Source organism: Rhizobium sp. L43 (genome assembly GCF_002531725.1).
GTDB lineage: Bacteria > Pseudomonadota > Alphaproteobacteria > Rhizobiales > Rhizobiaceae > Rhizobium.
Genome location: NZ_NWSQ01000001.1, coordinates 251,183 through 273,028 on the forward strand (window position 1 = coordinate 251,183; position 21,846 = coordinate 273,028).

Genomic DNA, 21,846 nt, shown 5'->3' on the forward strand with positions numbered 1-21,846 from the left:
GCCTGAGATGAAGGGAATTCGCCAGCTTGCCAAACATCTCGACATTTCGATCGGGACCGTATCGCGTGCGCTGAACGGCAAGCCTGACGTCAACGACGAAACGCGCCGGCGCGTGCTCGCCGCCGCCGAAGAGCTCGGTTACGTCGCCAACCAATCGGGCCGCAGCCTCCGCCAGGGCATGACCAACGTCATCGGGCTGATGCTCGAGGTCAGCCGCGAGACGGTCGAAAACAGCGACGACTTCTTCCTCGGCGTCACCGACGGGCTGCAGAGCGTCTTTTCCCGCCACAAGCTCGATCTGGTCATGCTGCCCTGCCCCGACGACGAGGATCCGCACGAATATCTGAAGCGCATGGTGGCGCGCCGCCTCGTCGATGCGCTGATCATCTCGGCGACCCGGCGCACCGACCGGCGCATCGAGCTTCTGGAAAAGGCCCGCATCCCCTTCGTGGCGCTCGGCCGCAGCGCGTCCGGCGGCAGCTACACCTGGATGGACCTCGATTTCGAAGGCGTGGCGGCGCGCGGCGTCGACCGGCTGGTGGCAAAAGGCCACCGGCGGATCGCGGTTGCCGCCCCCTCCTCCGACATCAATCTCGGCTATATCTTCCTCGACAGTTACCGCCAGGCGCTGCAACGCCACGGCATTGCCTTCGATCCGGCGCTGGTCATCCGCGTCAAGTCGAGCGAACAGGGCGGCTATCAGGCCGGCCACGAACTGCTGATGATCGAAGAGCGGCCGACCGCGATCATCCTGATCCACGAGCTGATGGCGATCGGGCTCTACCGGCGGCTGGCCGAGGCCGGCCTCGTGCCCGGCCGCGACCTCGCCGTCGTCGGTTTTCGCGAGGAGCCGCGCACGCATTTCCTGCAGCCGTCGCTGACGTCCTTCCGCATGTCGCTGCGCGATCTCGGCGCCCAACTCGGCGAGACCCTGCTCGCCACCATGCCGGCCTATGCCGAGCATTATCCGCAGGGCGCCCGCAACCGGATCTGGCCGCTGGAACTCGTTGCCGGCGAAAGCGACGCCTTCACGCTGATTCCTTGACGCTCCTCAGACCCGGCTCGGCGCCGCCGGAGGCTCCCGGCTCGACAGCTGCCGGGTGACGAAGAAGACCAGCAGGGCGCCGGCAGCAAGGCAGGCGGCCAGGAAGAACATCGGCGCGATCGTGCTGCCGCTCTCATCCTTGATCCAGGGCACGACGTTCTGGGCGACGAAGCCGCCGAGATTTCCGACCGAATTGATGGCGGCAAGCCCGGCCGCGGCCCCTGCACCTTTCAGGAAACGCGAGGGCAGGCTCCAGAACACCGGCTGCGGCGCGAAAATGCCGGCGGCGGCGACGCAGAGGAAGGCGAATTGCAGGGCGTGGTTCGGGATCAGCGCCGACAGCAGCAGGCAGGCGGCGCCGATGAAGGCGGGAATGACGATATAGGGCGTCTTCGATTGCGCCTTGTCGGCCATGGTGGGAACGGCATAAAGCGCGATCGCGACCAGCAGCCAGGGAATGATGTTGAGGAAACCGTTCACCGTATTGCTGACGCCGAAGGCCTGGACGATGGTCGGCAGCCAGTAGCTCAGACCATAGGCCGAAAGCGGAAAGGCGATATAGCAAAGCGCCATCAGCAGCACGCGCGGGTCGATGAGCGCCTTGAAGCCGTTTCCGGCATCTTCGCCCATACCGGCATTTTCCGAGGCGAGCCGGCGTTCGAGCCAGCTCTTTTCCTCGCCGCTCAGAAAGCTCGCATTTTCCGGTCGGCCGGGAAGATAGAAGAAGGTGACGATGCCGGCGATAACAGCCGGAATACCGGTCGCCAGGAAGACCCATTCCCAGCCGGCAAAGCCATAGAGACCGTCGAGATCGAGCAGCACGCCGCCAAGCGGTGCGCCGACGGCGTTGGCGATCGCGCTGAAGATCATGAACAGCCCGACCATCCTGCCGCGGTAGGCGGAGGGAAACCAGAGTGTCAGCAGATAGAGGACGCCGGGAAAGAAGCCGGCTTCGCAGACGCCGAGCAGGAAACGCAGGATATAGAACATCGTGGCGTTCTGCGTGAAGGCGAGTGCGACGGTGACGATGCCCCAGGAAACCAGGATGCGCGCGAACCAGACACGGGCGCCGAGCCTGTCGAGGAAGAGGTTGCTCGGCACCTCGAAGAGAAAGTAGCCGATGAAGAACAACGAAGCCCCGAGCCCATAGGCATATTCGCTCATCCCCAACGCATCGACCATCTGCAGCTTGGCGAAGCTGACATTCTGCCGGTCGATATAGGCGATTAGATAAAGGATGCCGAGAAACGGCATCAGCTTCCAGGTGATTTTCGAGATCAGCCGCTTCTCGTCGACCATGCTTATCCTCCGAAATGACGATGCTTCGTCATGGCGTAGATAGAGCGGTCAGATGATAATCAATTGCGCGTTGCATTTTCTCGAGGAACAGCGGCCGAATCGTGTGGCCGCACCCGGAGCCGGGCGCGGCCGGTCTTCGATCATTCGGCGGCAGCGACAGTGGCGCGGCGGCCGATCGTTGCCTGGGTCAGCACGAAGGCTGCGAAGGCGCAAAGCGCGATGCCGGCGGCCATCGGAACGGCGGTGCCGTCGAAGAAGAGGCTCGATATGACCATGGCGACGGCGGCGATGACGAAATGCAGCGTGCCCATCAGCGACGAGGCAGTGCCGGCGATGGCGCCGTGGTCTTCGAGGGCAAGCACCGCGCTCGTCGGAATGACGAGCCCGAGGAAGCCGTAGCCGATGAACAGGAAGCTCGCCATGACGGGCAACTGGTTGAAGCCTGAAGCCATCACCACCGCCATCACAACCATGGCAAGGGCAAAGGCGCTGACGGCAATCCGCATGACGCGCACCAGGCCGAAACGCTCGCCGAGCCAGCCGGTCGCCTGCGATACCGCGAAGAAGGAGACGGCATTGATCGAGAAGGCGAAACTATATTGCGTCGGCGTCAGCCCGTAATGCTGGATCAGCACGAAGGGTGAGTTGGCGAGATAGACGAGGAAGCTCGAAATGCCGAGGCCGCCGATGAAGGTCAGCGTCAGGAAGTTGCGGTCGGTGAGCAGCAGGCGGTAGGCCGCCATGGCGCTCTTCAGACCGCTGCCACTGCGCTCGTTGACCGAACGGGTTTCCTCGAGCTGGGTGGCGAGCAGGACGAGGCCGATGAAGGCGGCGATCGTCACCGCCCAGAACACGCCGCGCCAGCCGTAGAATTCGATGACCGCGCTGCCGGTCAGCGGCGCCAGGATCGGCGAGATCGAGAAGACCAGCATCAGCAGTGACATCAGGCGGGCGGCCTGCACGCCGGTGTGCATGTCGCGGACGATGGCACGCGGAATGACCATGCCGGCGGCGCCGCCGATGCCCTGAACGAAACGGAAGGCAATCAGCGTTTCGATATCGGTGGCCAGTGCACAGCCGATCGAGGCGAGCGCGAAGAGGCCGATGCCGAGATAAAGCGGCAGCTTGCGGCCCCACATATCCGACAGCGGACCGTAGACGAGCTGGGCGAGTGCAAAGGAGATGAAAAAGGCGAGAAGAGTGAGCTGGGTGACGTTGTTATCGGCATGCAGGTCCTGGCCGATGGAGGGCAGCGCCGGCAGATACATGTCGATGGCGAAAGGCCCGATGGCCGAGAGAAGGCCGAGAATGAGGGCAATGCGAAAGAAGGAAGCCGTCATAAGGGTGATCTTTCTTAAAAGCGCAGCGGAGGGGATGGTCGCTCCGCCGCATTGCCTGAGAGCGCCGTGCGTCCTCTCGGCCGCCCAAGGGACGCTCTAACTCTTTGAATTTGCATCGCGCTTTCCGAAAATCGATTCCGATTTCGGGCCGATGCGCCGGGGTTCGATGATGATCGTTCGCGCGAAGACGAAGTTGGGAGCTCATATCTCCAGCGGCGGAACCGATGTGTCAATAATTTTGGACACGGATGTAAAATTAGACGCCATTGTCTAAAACGTCAAGACGTCTTATCTTCGCTCTCATGAAAGATCGCATGACACCGGCGGGAATGGCGGGGCATAGGCAGCGCGGACAATGCGCCAAGCGCCTGTCGATCCTCGACGCCGCCGCCGACGTCTTCTGCCGCCAGGGTTTTGCCGGCGCCAGCATCGACGAGATCGCCGCCGTCGCCTGTGTCTCCCGCCAGACGATCTACAATCACTACCGCGAAAAAGAGACGCTGTTCGTCGCCGTCGTCGAAGACGTCATGAACCGCGCCAATGCCATGCTGTTCTCGGTGCTGTCGAGCTTCCCCGAAAACGCCGACAATCTGGAGGACGACCTGACGGCCTTCGCCGTGCGCCTCAACAAGAACTGCATCTGCAATCACGACGGAAAATTCCTGCGCAAGCTGGTGCAGACCGAGGGCGAGCGCTATCCGCACCTTTTCCAGAGCTGGCGCCAGCAGGGGCCGGGCAAGCTGACCACCGCCCTTTCCGCGCTTCTCGCCCGGCTTGCCCACGGCCGAGCGCTTGTAATCGACGATTTCGACGTCGCCGCCCGCCAGTTCGTGGCGCTCGGCAATGCCGACCTGCAGATGATGACGCTTTTCGGCGAAACACCCAGCGATGCGGAACTGGAAAAGGCGGCGCGCAATGCCGTGCGTACCTTTCTCAAGGCCTATGGCAGGCCGGAGACGGAAAAGACCGGCCATCCGCCGCAGCTCGCAGCCATTTCAGGCTGACCAACCCTTTCCGATCGGGCCTTTCCGATCAGGCCCCCTCTGATCAGACAAAGACCGTCATCTGCGCCGGCACGACCGCGAACATGCCGACCCGGCGCGCGGCAAGATATTTCACCAGCTGCTCGACAAGCGAAGGCATCACCGGCTTCTGCACCACGCCGACCGCGCCCTTGACGCCATCGGCGACCGCTTCGGGATTGCCGGTCATGAAAACCACCGCAATGCCGTGTTCTTCCGCCAGCCGCCGGCCGATCTCAGGCCCAGTCGGGCCGTCGGCGAGATTGACGTCGACGAAGGCGATATCGGCAAGCGGCGCCAGCCGCAGCGCCTGTTCGCGATCATTGGCGAGGCCCGCGACCTGCATGCCCATGGCTTCCACCGTCGCCCCGAGATCGAGCGCAATGAGGAATTCATCTTCGACGATCAATACTCTCTGTCTCATGAGATCATCTCGTTGCCAGCGCCGCACGACATTGGTGGCCATGATACGTCCCCTTGGTTTACGCCTATACTTCGAAAGAGGGATCCGCTCCGCCAGCCTGTCCTCAAGCGAAACTCAGGGCGGTAACGGGCAACTCGAGCTTATGTTCCGCGCTGGAACGCGATTTCTGGGATTTAAGATATTGTTAACGTTGATAGATTCTTAAAACGACGGATATGCAGCAAAAAGTGGCGCCGTGCTCGCACTCAATTCCAGCGCGTACCTCTTCTGGCTGAGGGCGCGATAAGGCGGTATAACCCTTCCGTCCGCTTAAAGACTGGGATGATCTTGAGAAAAAAATTTATCGTTTTGGCCGCCGTGATTATCGGCTTGTTCGCTTACACCAAATTGATGGCCAAGATCGGCTCAGGCGCGCCGCCTCCGGATGCGCCGCTCGCGCAACAGGCCGACCTCATTCGCGTTTATAAATCCGAACGCCGCATGGTCCTTCTCAAAGGCGATATTCCCCTCTCGACCTATCGGATTTCTCTTGGGCAGGCTGCCGATGATGGTCCCAAACAGCGGGAAGGTGACGAGAAAACGCCGGAAGGGCGTTATGAGATCGACTGGCGAAATCCCAAGTCCATGGCGCATCTCAGCCTGCACATTTCCTATCCGAACCTGAATGACCAGCGCAACGCCGAATCCCATGGCTTTCCGCCCGGCGGCGCTATCATGATCCACGGCCTTCCCAATGGCTGGGGCCTGTTCGGAAACGCCCATCGGCTGTGGGATTGGACGGATGGCTGCATTGCCGTCACCAACGCCGAGATGCGCGATATCTGGGCCAGCGTCCCCGACCACACCCCGATAGACATCATGCCCTGACCGATTGCCCAGACCGAATGCTCTGTCGGCTTCCTCAGCCCTTGGCCTTCCTGACGAGGACCGGCTGGCTGCGGTAGTCGGCGGGAAACAGCGACTTCAGGTTCTCGATCTTCGGCAGGTCGTTGTAGACGATATAGGGATAGGTCGGATTGAGCGTCAGGAAATCCTGATGATAGGCTTCGGCGGGATAGAAGCCGGTGGTTTCAGACACCTTGGTAACGATCGGCCGGGCGAAGACATGTGCCTTGTCGAGCTGGTCGATATAGCGCTCGGCCACCTTGCGCTGCTCGGGATCGGCGACGAACAGCACCGAGCGGTATTGCGTTCCCCGATCCGGCCCCTGGAAATTCAGCTGCGTCGGGTTATGCGCCACCGAGAAGAAGATCTGCAGCAGCTTGCCGTAGCTCACCTCTTTCGGATCGAACCTCACCTCGACGGATTCGGCATGACCGGTCGAGCCGCTGCTGACGGTTTCGTACTGCGCCGTCTTGGCCTCGCCGCCGGCATAACCGGAGACGGCGCTCTTGACGCCCTTGACGTGCTGGAAGACGCCCTGGACGCCCCAGAAACAGCCGCCGGCGAAAATCGCGGTCTCGGTCCCTGCCCCGGCGGCCTCGTCGACAGCAGGCGGCGGGATGACGACGGCATCTTCAGCGGCGCCTGCGGCACTCGCACCGATTGAAAGAACAGTTGCGGCAAGAAGCGCGGCTAGGCTCCTGCGGCGGGATGACGTGGACATGGCGCGACCTCCTGCGATCGCCCAAATCCTTGCTCATGTCAGTGAAAGCCGCAAATCACAAGGCGATCACTCACGCCGATGTGACAACCGGACGAAAGCGCCTGTGCGAAGTTGAAACAGCGCGCGAGTCGAGTTGACAATCTCGCGTGGAGTGAGGAGAGTGCCGCCGGTCAGAGCCTGCATTTCCGGGGGGAACCTATGTCCGTGCGCTCGTTCTTTGCTTTCGCGACAATCGCATTTTTTTCCACGATGGCCGTCAGCTTTCCTGCCGCCGCTGCGGACACCAAGCGCGACATCCAGACGATCAAGGACGCCGATTTCTTCGGTTTCGATCTTCGCACCGAGCAGAATGTCTCGCTCGACCAATGCAAGACCTCCTGCATCGGCGACAAGAGCTGCAAGGCCTTCACCTACAATCCCAAGGTGAAATGGTGTTTCCTGAAGTCTGACTTCAAGACGATGAACGCCTTCCCCGGCGCCATCGCCGGCAAGATCGTCGAGACCGCAGGCAAGCAGGAGCCGGATCTCGGCGCCGCACCGCGCCTGACCTTCCTGAAGAACGACCTCATCCAGCAGGCCCACGACTTCCGGGACAATCTCGCCCTTACCGACGACCAGCAGGGCCAGGGCGTCGACAGCCTGACGGCCAATGCCCGCATCGACCTCACCGGCAACAATCTGGCCGACGCGCTGAAGTCCTTCCATGGTGCGCTGTCGATCACGCCTGACGACGCCGATCTCTGGCTCGAAACCGCCCGCGCCGCCGCGTCGCTCGGCAGCGCCGAGACCAACACGGCAGGCCAGGCCGTGCTCGACGCGCTGAACGGCTACGAGCTGACGCGCACCAAGGCCAAGCGCGCCGAGGCGCTCGCCGTGCTCGCCGATGCGCTCGACCGCAACGCCAATTACCGCCCGGCGCTCGATGCCTACAAAGCGAGCCTGGCGCTGGTTGCCTCCGACGATGTTCAGACCGCCTACCTGCAGCTGAAATCGACGCAGGGCTTCCGCATCACCGAACACACGGTCGATGCCGACAGCGCCACGCCGCGGGCCTGCGTCACCTTCTCCGAGGCGCTGATCAAGACCACCGACTACACGCCCTTCGTGACGCTGAACGGGGCAGCCCCCAAGGCGCTGGAAACCAAGGACAAGCAGATCTGCGTCGAGGGGCTGACGCATGGCGAAACCTACAAGATCGCCTTCCGCACGGGCCTGCCGTCCTCCGTCGACGAGGCGCTCGAAGCCCCCGTCAGCATCGACGTCTATATCAAGGACCGCAGCCAGATGGTGCGTTTCACCGGCGACAGCTTCGTGCTGCCCTCGACGGCGCGCCGCGGCATCCCACTCGTCTCCGTCAACCTGAGCTCGGCCAATCTCAAACTCTACCGCATCGGCGATCGCGCCATTGCGCCGCTCTTGACCAACTCGCAATTCCTGACCCAGCTCGACGGCTACAGCGCCCAGACCATCCAGGACCAGAACGGCGAACTCGTCTGGCAGGGCTCGATCGACATCGCCAACGAGCTCAACAAGGACATCGTCACCAGTTTCCCGGTCGACGAAGCGCTGCCCGAGCGCAAGCCCGGCATCTACGTGCTGACGGCAACAGGCCCGAACGGCCCGGCGCAGGAGTGGGATTCGCAGGCGACGCAGTGGTTCCTGGTCTCCGATATCGGCGTCACCACCTATGCCGGCACCGACGGGCTCAACGTCTTCACCCGCTCGCTCGCCTCGGCCAAGCCAATCGCCGGCGTCGAGCTGCAGCTGCTTGCCAAGAACAATGAAGTGCTCGGCACCGCGACGACCGACGAAAATGGCCGCGCTACCTTCACCGCCGGCCTGATCCGCGGCACGGCGGCGCTGACGCCTGCCGTCATCGCCGCCAGGAACGGCACCTCGGACTACGTCTTCCTCGACATGACGCGGGCCGGCTTCGATCTCTCCGACCGCGGCGTCACCGGCCGCGCCGCACCCGGCGCGATCGACGTCCTGACCTTCACTGAACGCGGCATCTACCGCGCCGGCGAGACGGTGCATGCCCAAGCGCTCGCCCGCGACACCGACGGTACCGCCATCGAGAACCTGCCGCTCACCTTCATCTTCAGCCGTCCAGATGGCGTCGAAGACCGGCGGATCGTCAGCCAGACCAGCAATCTCGGCGGTTATACCGTCGATTTCCCGACCCAGGAAAACGCCATGCGCGGCACCTGGACGATGAACATCTATACCGACCCCAAGGGCAGCGCGATCGCCAGCAAGAGTTTCCTCGTCGACGATTTCGTGCCCGATCGCACCGACCTGGAGATCAAGACCGAAGCCAAGGAAATCGGCACAGATACGCCGGCGCTGATCACCATATCGGGCAAATATCTCTATGGCGCGCCGGCCGCCGGCCTGACGCTCGAAGGCAACGTCGTCGTCAAGCCGACGCGCGAGAGTGCGGCCTATAAGGGCTTCTTCTTCGGGCTTGCCGACGAGGAGGCGAGCGAGGATTCGCGCCTGCCGATCGACGGCCTGCCGGAACTCGACGAGAACGGCGAGGCCTCGACCGACCTCACCGTCGGCGAGCTGCCGGCAACGACGCAGCGGCTCAACGCCACCGTCTATATCAGCATGCAGGAAGCGGGCGGCCGCGCCATCGAGCGCTCGCTGGTGCTTCCGGTGAAGACCGAGCGGGCTTCGATCGGCATCAAGCCGGAGTTTTCCGACGACCTGCCGGAGAACTCGATCGCCAACTTCACGGTGATCGGCGTCAATGCCGGTGAACAGAAGCAGGAGGCCAAGGGCCTGCGCTGGAAATTCTATAGCCTCAACCGCGAATACCAATGGTATCGCGAGGGAACGGCCTGGAAATACGAGCCGGTCTACACCGCCGAGCAGGTCGCCAACGGCAGCGTCGATGCGACGATGGACGGCGGCAAGATCGCCGTGCCGGTGAAATGGGGCCGCTACCGCCTCGAAGTGGAAAGCCCGGATGCCGACGGCCCGACCTCCAGCGTTGAATTCGACGCCGGCTGGTTCGTGAGCTCGACCTCGACCGAAACGCCGGACGGGCTGGAAATCGCCCTCGACAAGGACAGCTACAAGATCGGCGACACCGCCAAGCTGAAAGTCACCTCGCGCTACGGCGGCGAGCTGATGGTCACGGCAGGCACCGAAAAGCTGGTCGCCGTGCAGAATGCTGCGATCGGCGAGACCGGAGGCGAGGTCGACATTCCCGTCACCGCGGACTGGGGCGCCGGCGCTTATGTCACCGCCACGCTCTTCCGTCCCGGCGATGCCCAGGACAGCCACATGCCGATGCGCTCGATCGGCATCAAATGGCTGAAAGTCGATCCCGAACAGCGCGCCCTGCAGGTGACGCTCGACACGCCTGAAAAGATGTTGCCGCGCGGGCCACTGAATATTGGCCTGCAGGTGGCCGGCGCCGGCGCCAATGAAGATGCCTATGTCACGGTCGCCGCCGTCGATGTCGGCATTCTCAACCTGACGCGCTACGAACCGCCGAACCCGGAGGACTGGTATTTCGGCCAGCGCCAGCTCGGCCTTGAAATCCGCGACCTCTACGGCCGGCTGATCGACGGCTCGCTGGGTGCGACCGGCAAGCTCAGGACCGGTGGCGACGGCGGTGCCGTGGCGCTGCAGGCCAGCCCGCCGACGCAGAAGCTCGTCGCCTTCTTCTCCGGCCCGGTGAAGCTCGACGCCGAAGGCAAGGCCCACGTCTCCTTCGACATCCCGCAATTCAACGGCACGGCGCGTGTCATGGCGGTCGCCTGGACGAAGACCGGTGTCGGCCACGGCGTCAAGGATGTCATTATCCGCGATCCCGTCGTCGTGACCGCGAGCCTGCCGAAATTCCTCGCCCCCGGCGACAAGGCCAATCTGCGCCTCGACATCGCCAATACCGATGCGCCGGCCGGCGATTACAAGCTGCAGCTGACCGGCAACGACGCGGTCGGCATCGACCAAGCCTCCGCCGCGCAGACGATCCGTCTCGAAGCCGGGGCGAAATCCGAGCTGACGCTGTCGCTCATCGGCAAAGAGCCGGGCGCCGGCAGTGTCTCGATCAACCTCTCCGACGCCTCCGGCCTGTCGCTCGACCAGACCGTCGACGTGCCGGTGCGCCCGGCATCCCTGCCGATCACCGAACGGCGGGTGCTGGCGCTGAAACCCGGGGCAAAGCTCACCGTCGACAAGAATCTGCTCGCCGACAGCGTGCTGCCCGGCGCCTCGATCAGCGTCAACGTCACCCGATCGGCCGCCTTCGACATTCCCGCCTTGCTGATGACGCTCGACCGCTATCCCTTGGGCTGCGCCGAGCAGACCACCAGCCGGGCGCTGCCGCTGCTCTACCTCGCCGAAGTGGCGAAGCAGGCCGGCATCGAAAATGACGACGACGTGCACAAACGGGTGCAGGACGCCATCTACCGCGTGCTCTCCTATCAGGCCTCGGCCGGCAGCTTCGGCCTCTGGGGACCGGATTCGGGCGACGTCTGGCTGGATTCCTACGTCACCGATTTCCTGACGCGGGCCCGCGAAATGAAATATGACGTGCCGGAAAGAGCTTTCGTGCAGGCACTGGAAAACCTGCAGAACACGCTGTCCTACACCACCGACATTAAGGGCCAGGGTGACCAGATCGCCTATGCCATCTACGTGCTTGCCCGCAACAAGAAGGCGGCGATCAGCGATCTGCGTTATTATGCCGATACGATGATCAACGACTTCCCGACACCGCTCGCCAAGGCGCATATCGCCGCCGCATTGGCGCTCTACGGCGATGCGCAGCGTTCGAAGAACATCTTCCTCGACGCGCTGCAGATGTCGCAGCAGTCGATGGTCTCGCGCGTGAACCTGTCGCGCACCGATTACGGCACGATCCTGCGCGATGGTGCTGCGATCCTGGCGCTTGCCGCCGAAAGCCGGCCGGTGCCGCCGGTCATCCCTGATCTCGCCAAGGCCGTCGCCAAGGAATGGGGGCGCAGCAAATACAAGAGCACCCAGGAAGAAACCTGGATGCTGCTTGCCGCGCGCGCCATCCAGGGCGGTGACGATGGTCTGAAGGTCGATGTCAATGGCGCCGCACACACCGGTGCCTACATGGCACGCATGACCGGCGATGCGCTGGCCGACCATCCGCTGACACTGACCAACCAGACCAATGACACAGTTTCGGCTGTGGTCACCACCGTTGCTGCCCCGACGGTGCCGCTGCCGGCCGGCGGCGACGGCTTCATCATCGAGCGGACCTATTACACGCTCGACGGCGAGCAGGCGAATGTCAGCGAGGCGAAGCAGAACGAACGCTACGTCGTCGTCATCCATGTGCGCGAAACCAATGACTGGCCGTCGCGCATCGTCATCACCGACCTTCTGCCCGCCGGCTTCGAGATCGATAATCCGAATCTCGTCGACAGCGCCCAGATGACGAATTTCGACTGGATCGGCGAGATCTCCGCTGCCCATACCGAATTCCGCTACGACCGCTTCGTCGCCGCCTTCAACCGTGCGGCAGGCGACAATCGCGAATTCAACGTCGCCTATGTCGTGCGCGCCGTCACCCCCGGCACCTACGACCATCCGGCCGCAAACGTCGAGGATATGTACCGGCCGGAGCTTTCGGCCCGCACGGCGACCGGCAAGATGGAGGTCGTGGCAGCGCAATAATGAAGCGGTGGCACAAGTTTGCGATCGGGTCCGCCGCCGGCATTGCTTTTGCCGGCGCGGTCCTTTTCGCGCTCGACGCTGCCGACAAGGCCTATCCGCCGCCACTCGACAAGGCGAATGCCGTCTCCGCCGAGGTGCTGGATGCCGATGGGCAACTGCTGCGCGCCTTTGCGACCTCGGAAGGCCGCTGGCGGCTGAAAACGGCAGTCGCCGACGTCGATCCGCAATTCCTACGCATGCTGATCGCCTATGAGGACCAGCGTTTTTATGATCACGGCGGCGTCGACGTCTGGGCGCTCGGGCGCGCCGCCGTGCAATTGGTCAGCAATGGCCGCATCGTCTCCGGCGCCTCGACGCTGTCGATGCAGGTGGCGCGGCTGATCGAGCCGCGCGAAGGACGCTCGCTTTCGGCAAAGCTCCTGCAATTGGTGCGCGCCGTGCAGATCGAGCGGCGGCTGTCGAAGCAACAGATTCTCGATCTCTACCTCACCCATGCGCCCTATGGCGGCAATCTCGAAGGCGTGCGCGCCGCAAGCCTTGCCTATTTCGGCAAGGAGCCGCGCCGCCTGACGGTCGCCGAGGCGGCTTTGCTCGTCGCCCTACCGCAATTGCCGGAGCGGCGCCGGCCGGACCGCAATCTCAAGGCAGCCGAAGCCGCACGCAAGCGTGTGCTTGACCGCGTCGCGGTGACCGAGGCCGTCGGCGACGGCGAAGCGGAGCGGGCCGAGGGTGTCGGAGTCCCGCCGCGGCGCATGCAATTGCCGGCACTGGCCGCCCATGTCGCCGAAGCCGCACGGCGCAAGGAGCCCGATGTCCTCAAGCACCAGACGACCTTGAAGAAACAGGTGCAGCAGGGACTGGAACAGGTCGCGCGGGCCGCGGCCATGAAGCTCGGGCCGAAGCTGTCGCTTGCCATGGTGATGGCGGATGCGCAAACCGGCGCGATCGTCGGCGAGGTCGGCTCGGCCGATTATTTCGACGCCAGCCGCTCCGGCTGGATCGACATGACGCGCGTCAACCGCTCGCCGGGCTCGACGCTGAAGCCCTTCATCTATGGGCTGGCCTTCGAGCAGGGCCTGGTGTCCCAGGAGACGATCATCGAAGACCGGCCCGCCGATTTCTTCGGTTACCGGCCGCGCAATTTCGACATGAGCTATCAGGGCGACGTCACCGTGCGCGAGGCGCTGCAGCTTTCGCTGAACGTGCCGGCCGTCAAGCTGCTCGATGCCGTCGGCCCGTCGCGGCTGATGGTGCGCTTTCGCCGCGCCGAGGTGCGCCCGGTGCTGCCGCCGAACGAGACGCCGGGTCTGGCGATCGGTCTCGGCGGCATCGGCATGACGCTGAAGGATCTGGTGCAGCTCTATACGGCGCTCGCCAATCGTGGCCAGCCTTCCAGGCTCGGCGACGGCATCACCGGCACACCGGGCAAGCTCGACGGCGAACCGCTGCTGGAGCCGGTCGCCGTCTGGAACATCGCCGATATTCTCTCCGGCGTCATTCCCCCCGCCGGCGCGCCGCAGCGCGGCATCGCCTACAAGACCGGCACGAGCTACGGCTATCGCGACGCCTGGTCGGTCGGCTATGACGGGCGTTATGTGCTCGGCGTCTGGGTCGGACGGCCCGACAATAGCGCCGTGCCAGGATTGACCGGCTACGGCACCGCCGCGCCGATTCTGTTCGAAGGTTTCGCCAAATCGGGCATCGCGACAACGCCGCTGCCCCGCCCGCCCGCCGGCGCCGTGCGCATCGCCCAATCCGAGCTGCTGATCAGCCAGCGGCGTTTCGCCCTCAATGCCAGCGGCCTGCTCGTCGCCTCCGGCCGCGAGCCGGCACCGCAGATCGTCTATCCGCCCGAGGGCGCCCATATCGATCTCGGTGCTGGAGCAGGCGACCTGTCACCGCTGATGCTGAAACTGCAGGGCGGCCGCGCCCCCTTCCGCTGGCTTGCCAACGGCAAGCCGCTGCCCGATCTCTCCCGCCGGCGCACCCAGCAATGGCTGCCGGATGGCGGCGGCTACTCGAAACTGACCGTCATCGACTCGGCCGGCCGCGCAGCAAGCGTCGGCGTTTTCATCGATTGAGCATCGGCCTGAAGCTGCGATTTGACCCGGGAGCCGTCACTCATCGACGGACAACGCCAAACCATGCTTGACCGTTTTCAACGCGATCAGGCTCTTGTATTTTCGCACGAGCGCTTGTTGCTCATTCATCAGCCGGTCGACGAAGCCGTTATATTCTTCGAGATCGCGGACAGCCACCAGCAGGACAAAATCGACATCGCCGGTGACATACCAGCATGATTGAACTTCCGGCGTACGGTCCAACCATCGCTGGAATTGCTCCAGCGTGTGTCGATGTTCGTTCTGGAATTCGAGCTCAACCAGAATGGACAAGGTTCGATCGACGGCCTTCGGACTGACCACCGCCACGATCTTCTCGATGATGCCATCCTGCTTCAGCTTGCTGATGCGGCGTTCGACGGCCGAGGTGGAAAGATTGACGGCGTCGGCAATGACCTTGCCGGGAATGTCGGCGTTTTCCTGCAGGATCGATAGAATGGTTCGATCGATGTCATCCATAGCGTCGTTCCAATCATATACGCGGAAATTCCGCCAGAGATTTCAGGTCGGCGCGGTTTTCCCGCATCGTAAAGGCATCATCTCTCTGCATGACAAAACAATCACTTCTCTCCGCCATCAACGAGACTCGCGATCGCGAGAATTGCGCCGCATCGCCAGGCCAGGCCTCGACCAGTTCTGCGCGGGCCGCCTCTCCCCGCCCGTAAGCAAACCATTTTTCGCGGTTCACCCATCATGTCCCAGCTTGTTTCGCCGCGCGCCGGCGCTTTTCGCCATGCCGGCTTTCGTCATTATTGGATTGCCCGTTTCCTCGTCAACTTCTCCGCCCAGATCATGGGTGTGTCGGTCGGCTGGCAGATCTATGACATCACCCGCGACCCCTTCGATCTCGGCATGGTAGGCCTCACGCTGTTCCTGCCCGCCTTCCTGCTCGTGCTGGTGACCGGCGCCGTGGCCGATCGTTTCAACCGTGTGCTGATCATGACGGGCTGCATCGTCGGCGAGGGGCTATGCGCGCTGGCCCTGTTCATATTCACCAGGACAGGGGAGCAGACGGTGACGCCGATCCTCTGCATGCTCGCGGTGCTCGGCACGCTGCGTGCCTTCTTCGGCCCGGCACAGCAGTCGCTGATGCCCGGCCTCGTGCCGGCGGAAGACCGTGCCAGTGCCATCGCCTGGGGCACCTCCTCCTGGCAGATCGCGACTATCGTCGGGCCGGTCGTCGGCGGCCTGCTTTACGGCATCTCGCCTGACGTGGCCTACATCAGCTCTTTCGTGCTGCTTGCCGTCGCGGCGGCGATGAGCATCCGCGTACCGGCCGGCGGCCGCGTCGCCGAGGAAAGACCAAGCTTGGAGACGGTCGTTGCCGGCTTCCGTTACATCTGGAAGGAGAAGATCGTGCTTGGTGCCATCTCCTTCGATCTTTTCGCCATGCTGCTCGGCGGAGCCTCGGCGTTGCTGCCCGTCTACGCACGCGACATTCTCGCCGTCGGCCCGTGGGGGCTCGGCCTCCTGCGCGCGGCACCCGGCATCGGCTCGATCCTGGTGGCCGCCTTCCTGCTGCGCCATCCGGTGAAAGACCATGCCGGCGTGATCATGTTCGTCTGCGTCGCCCTGGTGGGTTTCTGCATCGCCGTGTTCGGCGCCTCGAAGGTGGTCTGGCTGTCGGTGCTGGCGCTTGGCCTGATGGGTGGTTTCGACATGGTCAGCGTCTATGTGCGCGAGACGCTGATCCAGCTGCGGACGCCCGATGCCGTGCGCGGGCGGGTCAACGCGGTGAACATGGCGTTCGTCGGCGCCTCGAACGAGCTCGGCGAATTCCGCGCCGGCATCTCGGCCTGGGCCTTCGGCGCCGTGCCGGCGGTGATGATCGGCGGCGCCGCGACGATCGGAGTATCGGCGCTGTGGTGGTATTGGTTTCCGCAATTGCGCAAGGCAAGGCATTTGCAGGACGGGGCATAGATTCGTCATGTGCCCTCCTCGCTCAAAGATCGGCCCTGCAAAATCGCAGCTTCGGAGCGACCGGGCATGACAAGAGGCGCGGCGCCGTAAGGGAACAAAAACCCGGCCACAACCGTTGAAAAGGGTCTCCCTCCAACGTCCGACGGCCTCATGACACTTCCGACAGCGACCTACCGGATCCAATTCCGCAACGGCATGAGCTTCGATCGCGCCTGCGGCCTCATTCCCTATCTCAAGGCGCTCGGCATCAGCCACCTCTACGCCTCGCCGATCTTCACCGCCGTCAGCGGCTCCACTCATGGCTATGACGTCACAGACGCCAACGAAATCGACCCGGCGCTCGGTGGCCGGGCCGGATTCGAGCGGCTGACGGAAAGCCTCGCCGCCGCAGGCATGGGATTGATCCTCGACATCGTCCCGAACCACATGGCCGCCTCGCCGGAAAACGGCTGGTGGCGCGACGTGCTGATATTCGGCCGGCAAAGCGCCTATGCCAACCATTTCGACATCGACTGGAGCGAGCCGTTGACGCTGCCGCAGCTCGGCCAGGATTTCGACGCGGCGCTCGCCGCCGGCGAGCTCAGCATCACGCTCGACGAAACGCACGGCAACTTCGCACTTGGCTATTTCGAGACGCTGTTGCCGTTAAACCCCAGCAGTTACGGTGCGCTCGCCAACCGGCTCGACGATCCGGTGGCGACGAGAATGGCGGAGGCAGCAGCGGTGACCTCAGGCGAGGACTTCGCCCGGGCGATGCGCGACATTCTTTTCGAAGGCGGCGATGGGGCTCTCCTCCGGCAAAAGCTCGAAGATGTATCAGCCGATCGCGATTTCCTCAAAAGCCTGCATGAGGGACAGCATTGGCGGCTGACCCATTGGAAGGAGGCGGCGCTGCATCTGAGCTATCGCCGTTTTTTCGAGGTGACCGGCCTGGTCGGCACTCGCGTCGAAGATCCCGCCGTATTCGAGGACTTACACCGGGTGGTGATCGAACTGGTGCGCCATGGCAAGGTCCAGGGCCTGCGCATCGACCATGTCGACGGGCTCGCCGAACCCAAGGCCTATCTCGACAGGTTGCGCGAGGCGGTCGGGCCGGACAGCTATATCATCGTCGAAAAGATCCTCGGACCCGGTGAGGTGCTACCGGAGAGCTGGCCGGTTGCCGGCACCACCGGATATGAATTCATCGCCGCGCTCAGCGAGCTGTTCATCGATAGTGGTGGTCTGCGCATCTTGGACGGGGCCTATCGCAGCCTCGCGGGAGAGACGGGCAATCTCGAAGAGGGCCGGCGGATTGCCAAAAGCCTGATGGTGGAGCGCAATTTCGCCGGCGAGACCGACAGGCTGGTGTCGATCGCGGCAGGCATCTTTCCCGAGCTGAACAGAGACCAGATCGCCACCGCGCTCGGCGAATTGCTGATCGCCTTTCCCGTCTACCGCACCTATGGCGACGGCGGCCCGCTTTCCTGGCAGGATGCCGCGGTCCTTGCCGGGACCGCATCGCAAGTCATGCCAAAGCTCGATAATCGCAGGGCGTGCGACCATGTGCTGAAGCTTCTCGAAGGCAAGATCGAAGGGGATGCGGCCCACGAATTCCGCATCCGCTTTCAGCAATTGAGTGGACCTGTCATGGCGAAGGCGACAGAGGATACGCTGTTTTACCGCTATAACAGGCTGCTTGCCGCCAACGAAGTGGGCGGCGAACCGGGCAAGCCGCCTGGCGGCACGGAGGAATTCCACCGCCGTATGGCCGAGCGGGCGCGGCTACAGCCGTATGGGCTTTCGGCAAGCGCCACCCACGACACCAAACGCGGCGAGGATGCGCGCGCCAGGCTTTATGCGCTGAGCGAAGGCGCGGATGTTTTTGCGCAAGCGGTCGAGCGCTGGCGCGACATGAACCGGCCATGGCTGCAGGACCTGCCGGATGGCATTGTGCCGGAGCCGAATGTCGAATGGATGCTCTATCAGGCGCTCGCCGGCATCTGGCCGGAAGATTTCGACCGCGGGCAGACGGATGCGCTTGCTGAACGCTTCACCGGCTATGCGGTCAAGGCGGTGCGCGAGGCCAAACTGCGCAGCAATTGGACAGAACAGGATACCGCCTATGAAGAAGCAGTGACGACCTATGCCGCGGCGCTGGTGTCACCCGACAATAGCGCCTTCCTCGAAGATTTCGAAAGCGTGCTGCAGCCCTTCATCGCGGCGGGCTACCTCAACAGCCTGTCGCAGACGCTGCTCAAGCTGACGGCCCCCGGCATTCCCGACATCTACCAGGGTACGGAGGGCTTCGATTTCAGCCTCGTCGATCCCGACAACCGTCGGCCGGTCGATCATGCGCGGCTGGCGGGCTGGCTTGATGAAGCCAGGCCGATCGCCAAGCTGCAGGCGGCGGCATTGAAACAGCGCATCGTCGCGATCGGCCTGCAACTGCGCCAACGGTATGCGGACCTCTTTGCCAGAGGCGACTATCTGCCGCTGAAGGTGACGGGCAACCGCCGCGACCATGTGCTGGCGTTTGCCCGGGTGCATAAGGGTGATTTCGCCATCGTCGCGGCGCCGCGGCTGATGTTCGGCTGGCTCGACCCGGGCGTGCTCTTTGCCGGCCCGGAATTCTGGGAGGATACGGCAATCGCCGTCCCCTCCCCGCTGCACGGGCTGAAGGCGGACCTGGTGACCGGAAAGACGATCGAACCCGGCGGCAACATTTCGGTCGCCGCCCTGCTCGGCAGCCAGCCGGTTGGGCTGATCACCCCGCTCTGAGCCGGCCGCCCAACGCCTCGACATTCACGAAAATAGTGCTTGACCTTCCTGTTGCTGGAAGGTTCATAAACCTGTCCAGGTGCCGCTACCGGCGCGGAGAGAGTTATGGATATCACGCACGAACACGATCCCCATCACAGCCACATCAATGGCGACGATCATTGCCATTGCGGCGATGACCAGGGGAAGGCTGCCGAAGCCATGATCCGTGATCCCGTCTGCGGCATGACCGTCGATCCACAGGCCGGCAAGCCTTCGTTCGATCATGCGGGCCGCATTTATCATTTCTGCTCCGAGGGTTGCCGGACGAAATTTGCCGCTGCACCTGGGGATTACCTGACCGCGAAGGATCCGGTCTGCGGCATGAGCGTCGATCGCGGGGCGGCGAGATACTTCCTGAAAGCCGACGGCGAGAAATTCTACTTCTGCTCGGCCGTGTGCCAGGCGAAGTTCGAAGCCGACCCCGCAGCCTATCGCGACGGCAAGCGCCCGCCGGCAAAACCGGCACCGAAGGGCACGCTCTATACCTGTCCGATGCATCCCGAAGTCGTCAGCGACCGTCCCGGCGACTGCCCGAAATGCGGCATGGCGCTGGAGCCGTCGGGCATTCCACCCGCTGATGAAGGCCCGAACCCGGAACTCGTCGATTTCGTCAGGCGGCTCTGGGTCAGCGCCATCCTTGCCCTGCCGTTGCTGGCGCTCGGCATGGGGCCGATGCTCGGCCTGCCGCTCCGCGAAGCGATCGGCGAGCCGCAGGCGACCTTCATCGAACTGCTGCTGGCAACGCCGGTGGTGCTCTGGGCCGCCCTCCCCTTCTTCCGCCGCGCCTGGGCGTCGCTTGTCAACCGCAGCCCGAATATGTGGACGCTGATCGGTCTCGGCGTCGGCACCGCCTATCTCTACAGCCTCGTCGCCACGCTTGCGCCCGGCATCTTCCCGATGAGCTTTCGCGGCCACGGCGCGACTGTCCCCGTCTATTTCGAGGCCGCCGCCGTCATCGTCGCACTCGTCTTCGTCGGCCAGGTGCTGGAATTGAAGGCGCGCGAACGCACCGGCTCGGCAATCCGCGCTTTGCTCGACCTTGCGCCGAAGACGGCGCGGCGTATCGATGCCGACGGCAGTGAGAGCGATGTTGAGGTGGACGACATCAAGACCGGCGACCGGCTGCGTGTGCGCCCCGGCGAGCGCGTGCCGGTGGACGGTTCCGTCCTCGAGGGCCAGTCGACCGTCGACGAATCGATGATATCAGGCGAGCCCCTGCCCGTGGAGAAGTCGAAGGGCGACGCGCTGACCGGCGGCACGATCAATAAGAACGGCACCCTCGTCATGTCGGCCGAAAAGGTCGGTGCAGACACGGTGCTGTCGCGCATCGTCGACATGGTCGCCAAGGCGCAGCGCTCGCGGGCGCCGATCCAGGGCGCGGTCGACCGGGTGTCGGCCGTCTTCGTGCCGGCGGTGGTCGCCGCCGCCATCCTTGCCTTCCTCGTCTGGGCAGCAGTCGGTCCGGAGCCGCGCATGGCCAATGGGCTGCTTGCCGCCGTCGCCGTTCTGATCATCGCCTGCCCCTGTGCGCTCGGCCTTGCAACGCCGATGTCGATCATGATTGCGACCGGGCGCGGCGCTGGGGAAGGCGTGCTGATCAAGGATGCCGAAGCGCTCGAGCGTTTTTCCAAGGTCGACACGCTGATCGTCGACAAGACCGGTACGCTGACCGAAGGCAAGCCGAGGCTTACCGACATCGTCGCCTTTGGCGGCGGCGGCGGGGAAGACCGGCTGCTGTCGCTGGCGGCAAGCCTGGAGCGCGGCTCGGAACATCCGCTGGCCGAGGCGATCGTGTCCGGCGCCGAGGAGCGCGGCATCCCCTTTCTCGAGGTCAGCGGCTTCGAGGCAAAGACCGGCAAGGGCGTTCAGGGTCTTGCTGGTAGCACGACGGTGGCGCTCGGCAATGCGGCGATGCTTGCCGATCTCGGCATCGACTCCACAGCCCTTGCCGAGAAGACCGAAGCGCTGCGCGGCGACGGCAAGACGGTGATGTTCGTGGTGTTCGATGGCGCGCTTGCCGGTCTCGTCGCCGTTGCCGACCGCATCAAGCCGACGACGGCTGCCGCCATCAAGGCGCTGCACGACAGCGGCCTGAAGATCATCATGGCGACGGGCGACAATGAACGTACCGCGCGGGCGGTGGCAAAAAGCCTCGGCATCGACGAGGTCCGCGCCGATGTGCTGCCGGAAGGCAAGAAGGCGCTGATCGATGAGCTGCGTGCCAAAGGCGCCATCATCGCCATGGCCGGCGACGGCGTCAACGATGCGCCCGCACTTGCCGCCGCCGATGTCGGCATCGCCATGGGCACCGGCGCCGACGTCGCGATGGAAAGCGCCGGCATCACCTTGGTGAAGGGCGATCTCACCGGCATCGTCAGGGCGCGGCGGCTGGCGGAGGCGACGATGCGCAACATCCGCCAGAATCTCGGCTTCGCCTTCGGCTATAATGCGCTCGGCGTTCCGGTCGCAGCCGGCGTGCTCTACCCGGTCTTCGGGCTGCTGCTGTCGCCGATGATCGCCGCGGCGGCGATGAGCCTTTCCTCCGTCTCGGTGATATCGAATGCGCTGAGACTGCGTTTTGCGAAACTATAGGAGACGGCG

At 63.9% G+C, this 21,846-nt stretch carries 14 protein-coding genes; 8 read left to right on the top strand and 6 right to left on the bottom strand.

Features of this window, described 5'->3' with window-relative positions:
- Window positions 1-7: 7 nt before the first annotated feature.
- The gene (locus tag CO667_RS01205) at window positions 8-1,045 is read left to right on the top strand and encodes a LacI family DNA-binding transcriptional regulator (RefSeq protein WP_097616542.1); all 1,038 of its coding nucleotides are present in this window, start codon (window positions 8-10) and stop codon (window positions 1,043-1,045) included.
- A gap of 6 nt (window positions 1,046-1,051) precedes the next feature.
- On the opposite strand, the gene CO667_RS01210 is transcribed toward CO667_RS01205, so the two are convergent.
- Both CO667_RS01210 and CO667_RS01215 read right to left on the bottom strand, forming a co-directional pair.
- Complete coding sequence (locus CO667_RS01210; protein ID WP_097616543.1) at window positions 1,052-2,344, bottom strand: MFS transporter; 1,293 nt, start codon at window positions 2,342-2,344, stop codon at window positions 1,052-1,054.
- 140 nt (window positions 2,345-2,484) lie between these two features.
- Window positions 2,485-3,684, bottom strand: a complete 1,200-nt coding sequence (locus CO667_RS01215; RefSeq protein WP_097616544.1) for a multidrug effflux MFS transporter — start codon at window positions 3,682-3,684, stop codon at window positions 2,485-2,487.
- A 266-nt stretch (window positions 3,685-3,950) separates the two neighbouring features.
- On the opposite strand from CO667_RS01215, the gene CO667_RS01220 reads away from it, so the two are divergent.
- Entirely contained in the window at window positions 3,951-4,688 is a 738-nt protein-coding gene (locus tag CO667_RS01220) for a TetR/AcrR family transcriptional regulator (RefSeq protein ID WP_097616545.1), read from the top strand.
- A 43-nt stretch (window positions 4,689-4,731) separates the two neighbouring features.
- Here CO667_RS01220 and CO667_RS01225 read toward each other — a convergent pair whose 3' ends face one another.
- Entirely contained in the window at window positions 4,732-5,172 is a 441-nt protein-coding gene (locus CO667_RS01225) for a response regulator (protein WP_097616546.1), read from the bottom strand.
- A 285-nt stretch (window positions 5,173-5,457) separates the two neighbouring features.
- On the opposite strand from CO667_RS01225, the gene CO667_RS01230 reads away from it, so the two are divergent.
- Window positions 5,458-5,997: a L,D-transpeptidase family protein gene (locus tag CO667_RS01230; RefSeq protein ID WP_097616887.1), complete on the top strand. Its 540-nt coding sequence runs from the start codon at window positions 5,458-5,460 to the stop codon at window positions 5,995-5,997.
- A 34-nt stretch (window positions 5,998-6,031) separates the two neighbouring features.
- Here CO667_RS01230 and msrA read toward each other — a convergent pair whose 3' ends face one another.
- The gene (msrA, locus tag CO667_RS01235) at window positions 6,032-6,736 is read right to left on the bottom strand and encodes a peptide-methionine (S)-S-oxide reductase MsrA (protein ID WP_097616547.1); all 705 of its coding nucleotides are present in this window, start codon (window positions 6,734-6,736) and stop codon (window positions 6,032-6,034) included.
- A gap of 198 nt (window positions 6,737-6,934) precedes the next feature.
- Between msrA and CO667_RS01240 the strand changes: the two genes are divergently transcribed.
- Together CO667_RS01240 and pbpC are read left to right on the top strand one after the other, a co-directional pair.
- Window positions 6,935-12,403, top strand: a complete 5,469-nt coding sequence (locus CO667_RS01240; RefSeq protein WP_097616548.1) for an alpha-2-macroglobulin family protein — start codon at window positions 6,935-6,937, stop codon at window positions 12,401-12,403.
- Complete coding sequence (pbpC, locus tag CO667_RS01245; RefSeq protein ID WP_097616549.1) at window positions 12,403-14,484, top strand: penicillin-binding protein 1C; 2,082 nt, start codon at window positions 12,403-12,405, stop codon at window positions 14,482-14,484. Before CO667_RS01240 ends, pbpC begins: the two co-directional genes overlap by 1 nt.
- 36 nt (window positions 14,485-14,520) lie before the next feature.
- Here pbpC and CO667_RS01250 read toward each other — a convergent pair whose 3' ends face one another.
- Together CO667_RS01250 and CO667_RS34630 are read right to left on the bottom strand one after the other, a co-directional pair.
- Window positions 14,521-14,982, bottom strand: a complete 462-nt coding sequence (locus CO667_RS01250) for an Lrp/AsnC family transcriptional regulator (RefSeq protein ID WP_097616550.1) — start codon at window positions 14,980-14,982, stop codon at window positions 14,521-14,523.
- A gap of 13 nt (window positions 14,983-14,995) precedes the next feature.
- Window positions 14,996-15,211 carry a hypothetical protein gene (locus tag CO667_RS34630; RefSeq protein WP_143540685.1) on the bottom strand — a complete coding sequence of 72 codons (216 nt, stop codon included), beginning with the start codon at window positions 15,209-15,211 and terminating at the stop codon, window positions 14,996-14,998.
- Between the two features lie 5 nt (window positions 15,212-15,216).
- Between CO667_RS34630 and CO667_RS01255 the strand changes: the two genes are divergently transcribed.
- From CO667_RS01255 to CO667_RS01265, 3 genes are all read left to right on the top strand, one after another.
- Complete coding sequence (locus CO667_RS01255; protein ID WP_097616551.1) at window positions 15,217-16,443, top strand: MFS transporter; 1,227 nt, start codon at window positions 15,217-15,219, stop codon at window positions 16,441-16,443.
- A 150-nt stretch (window positions 16,444-16,593) separates the two neighbouring features.
- Window positions 16,594-19,203, top strand: coding sequence for a malto-oligosyltrehalose synthase (gene treY, locus CO667_RS01260; protein ID WP_097616552.1), 2,610 nt, complete (start codon window positions 16,594-16,596; stop codon window positions 19,201-19,203).
- A 105-nt stretch (window positions 19,204-19,308) separates the two neighbouring features.
- Window positions 19,309-21,837 carry a heavy metal translocating P-type ATPase gene (locus CO667_RS01265; protein ID WP_097616553.1) on the top strand — a complete coding sequence of 843 codons (2,529 nt, stop codon included), beginning with the start codon at window positions 19,309-19,311 and terminating at the stop codon, window positions 21,835-21,837.
- The last annotated feature ends 9 nt before the right edge of the window (window positions 21,838-21,846 follow it).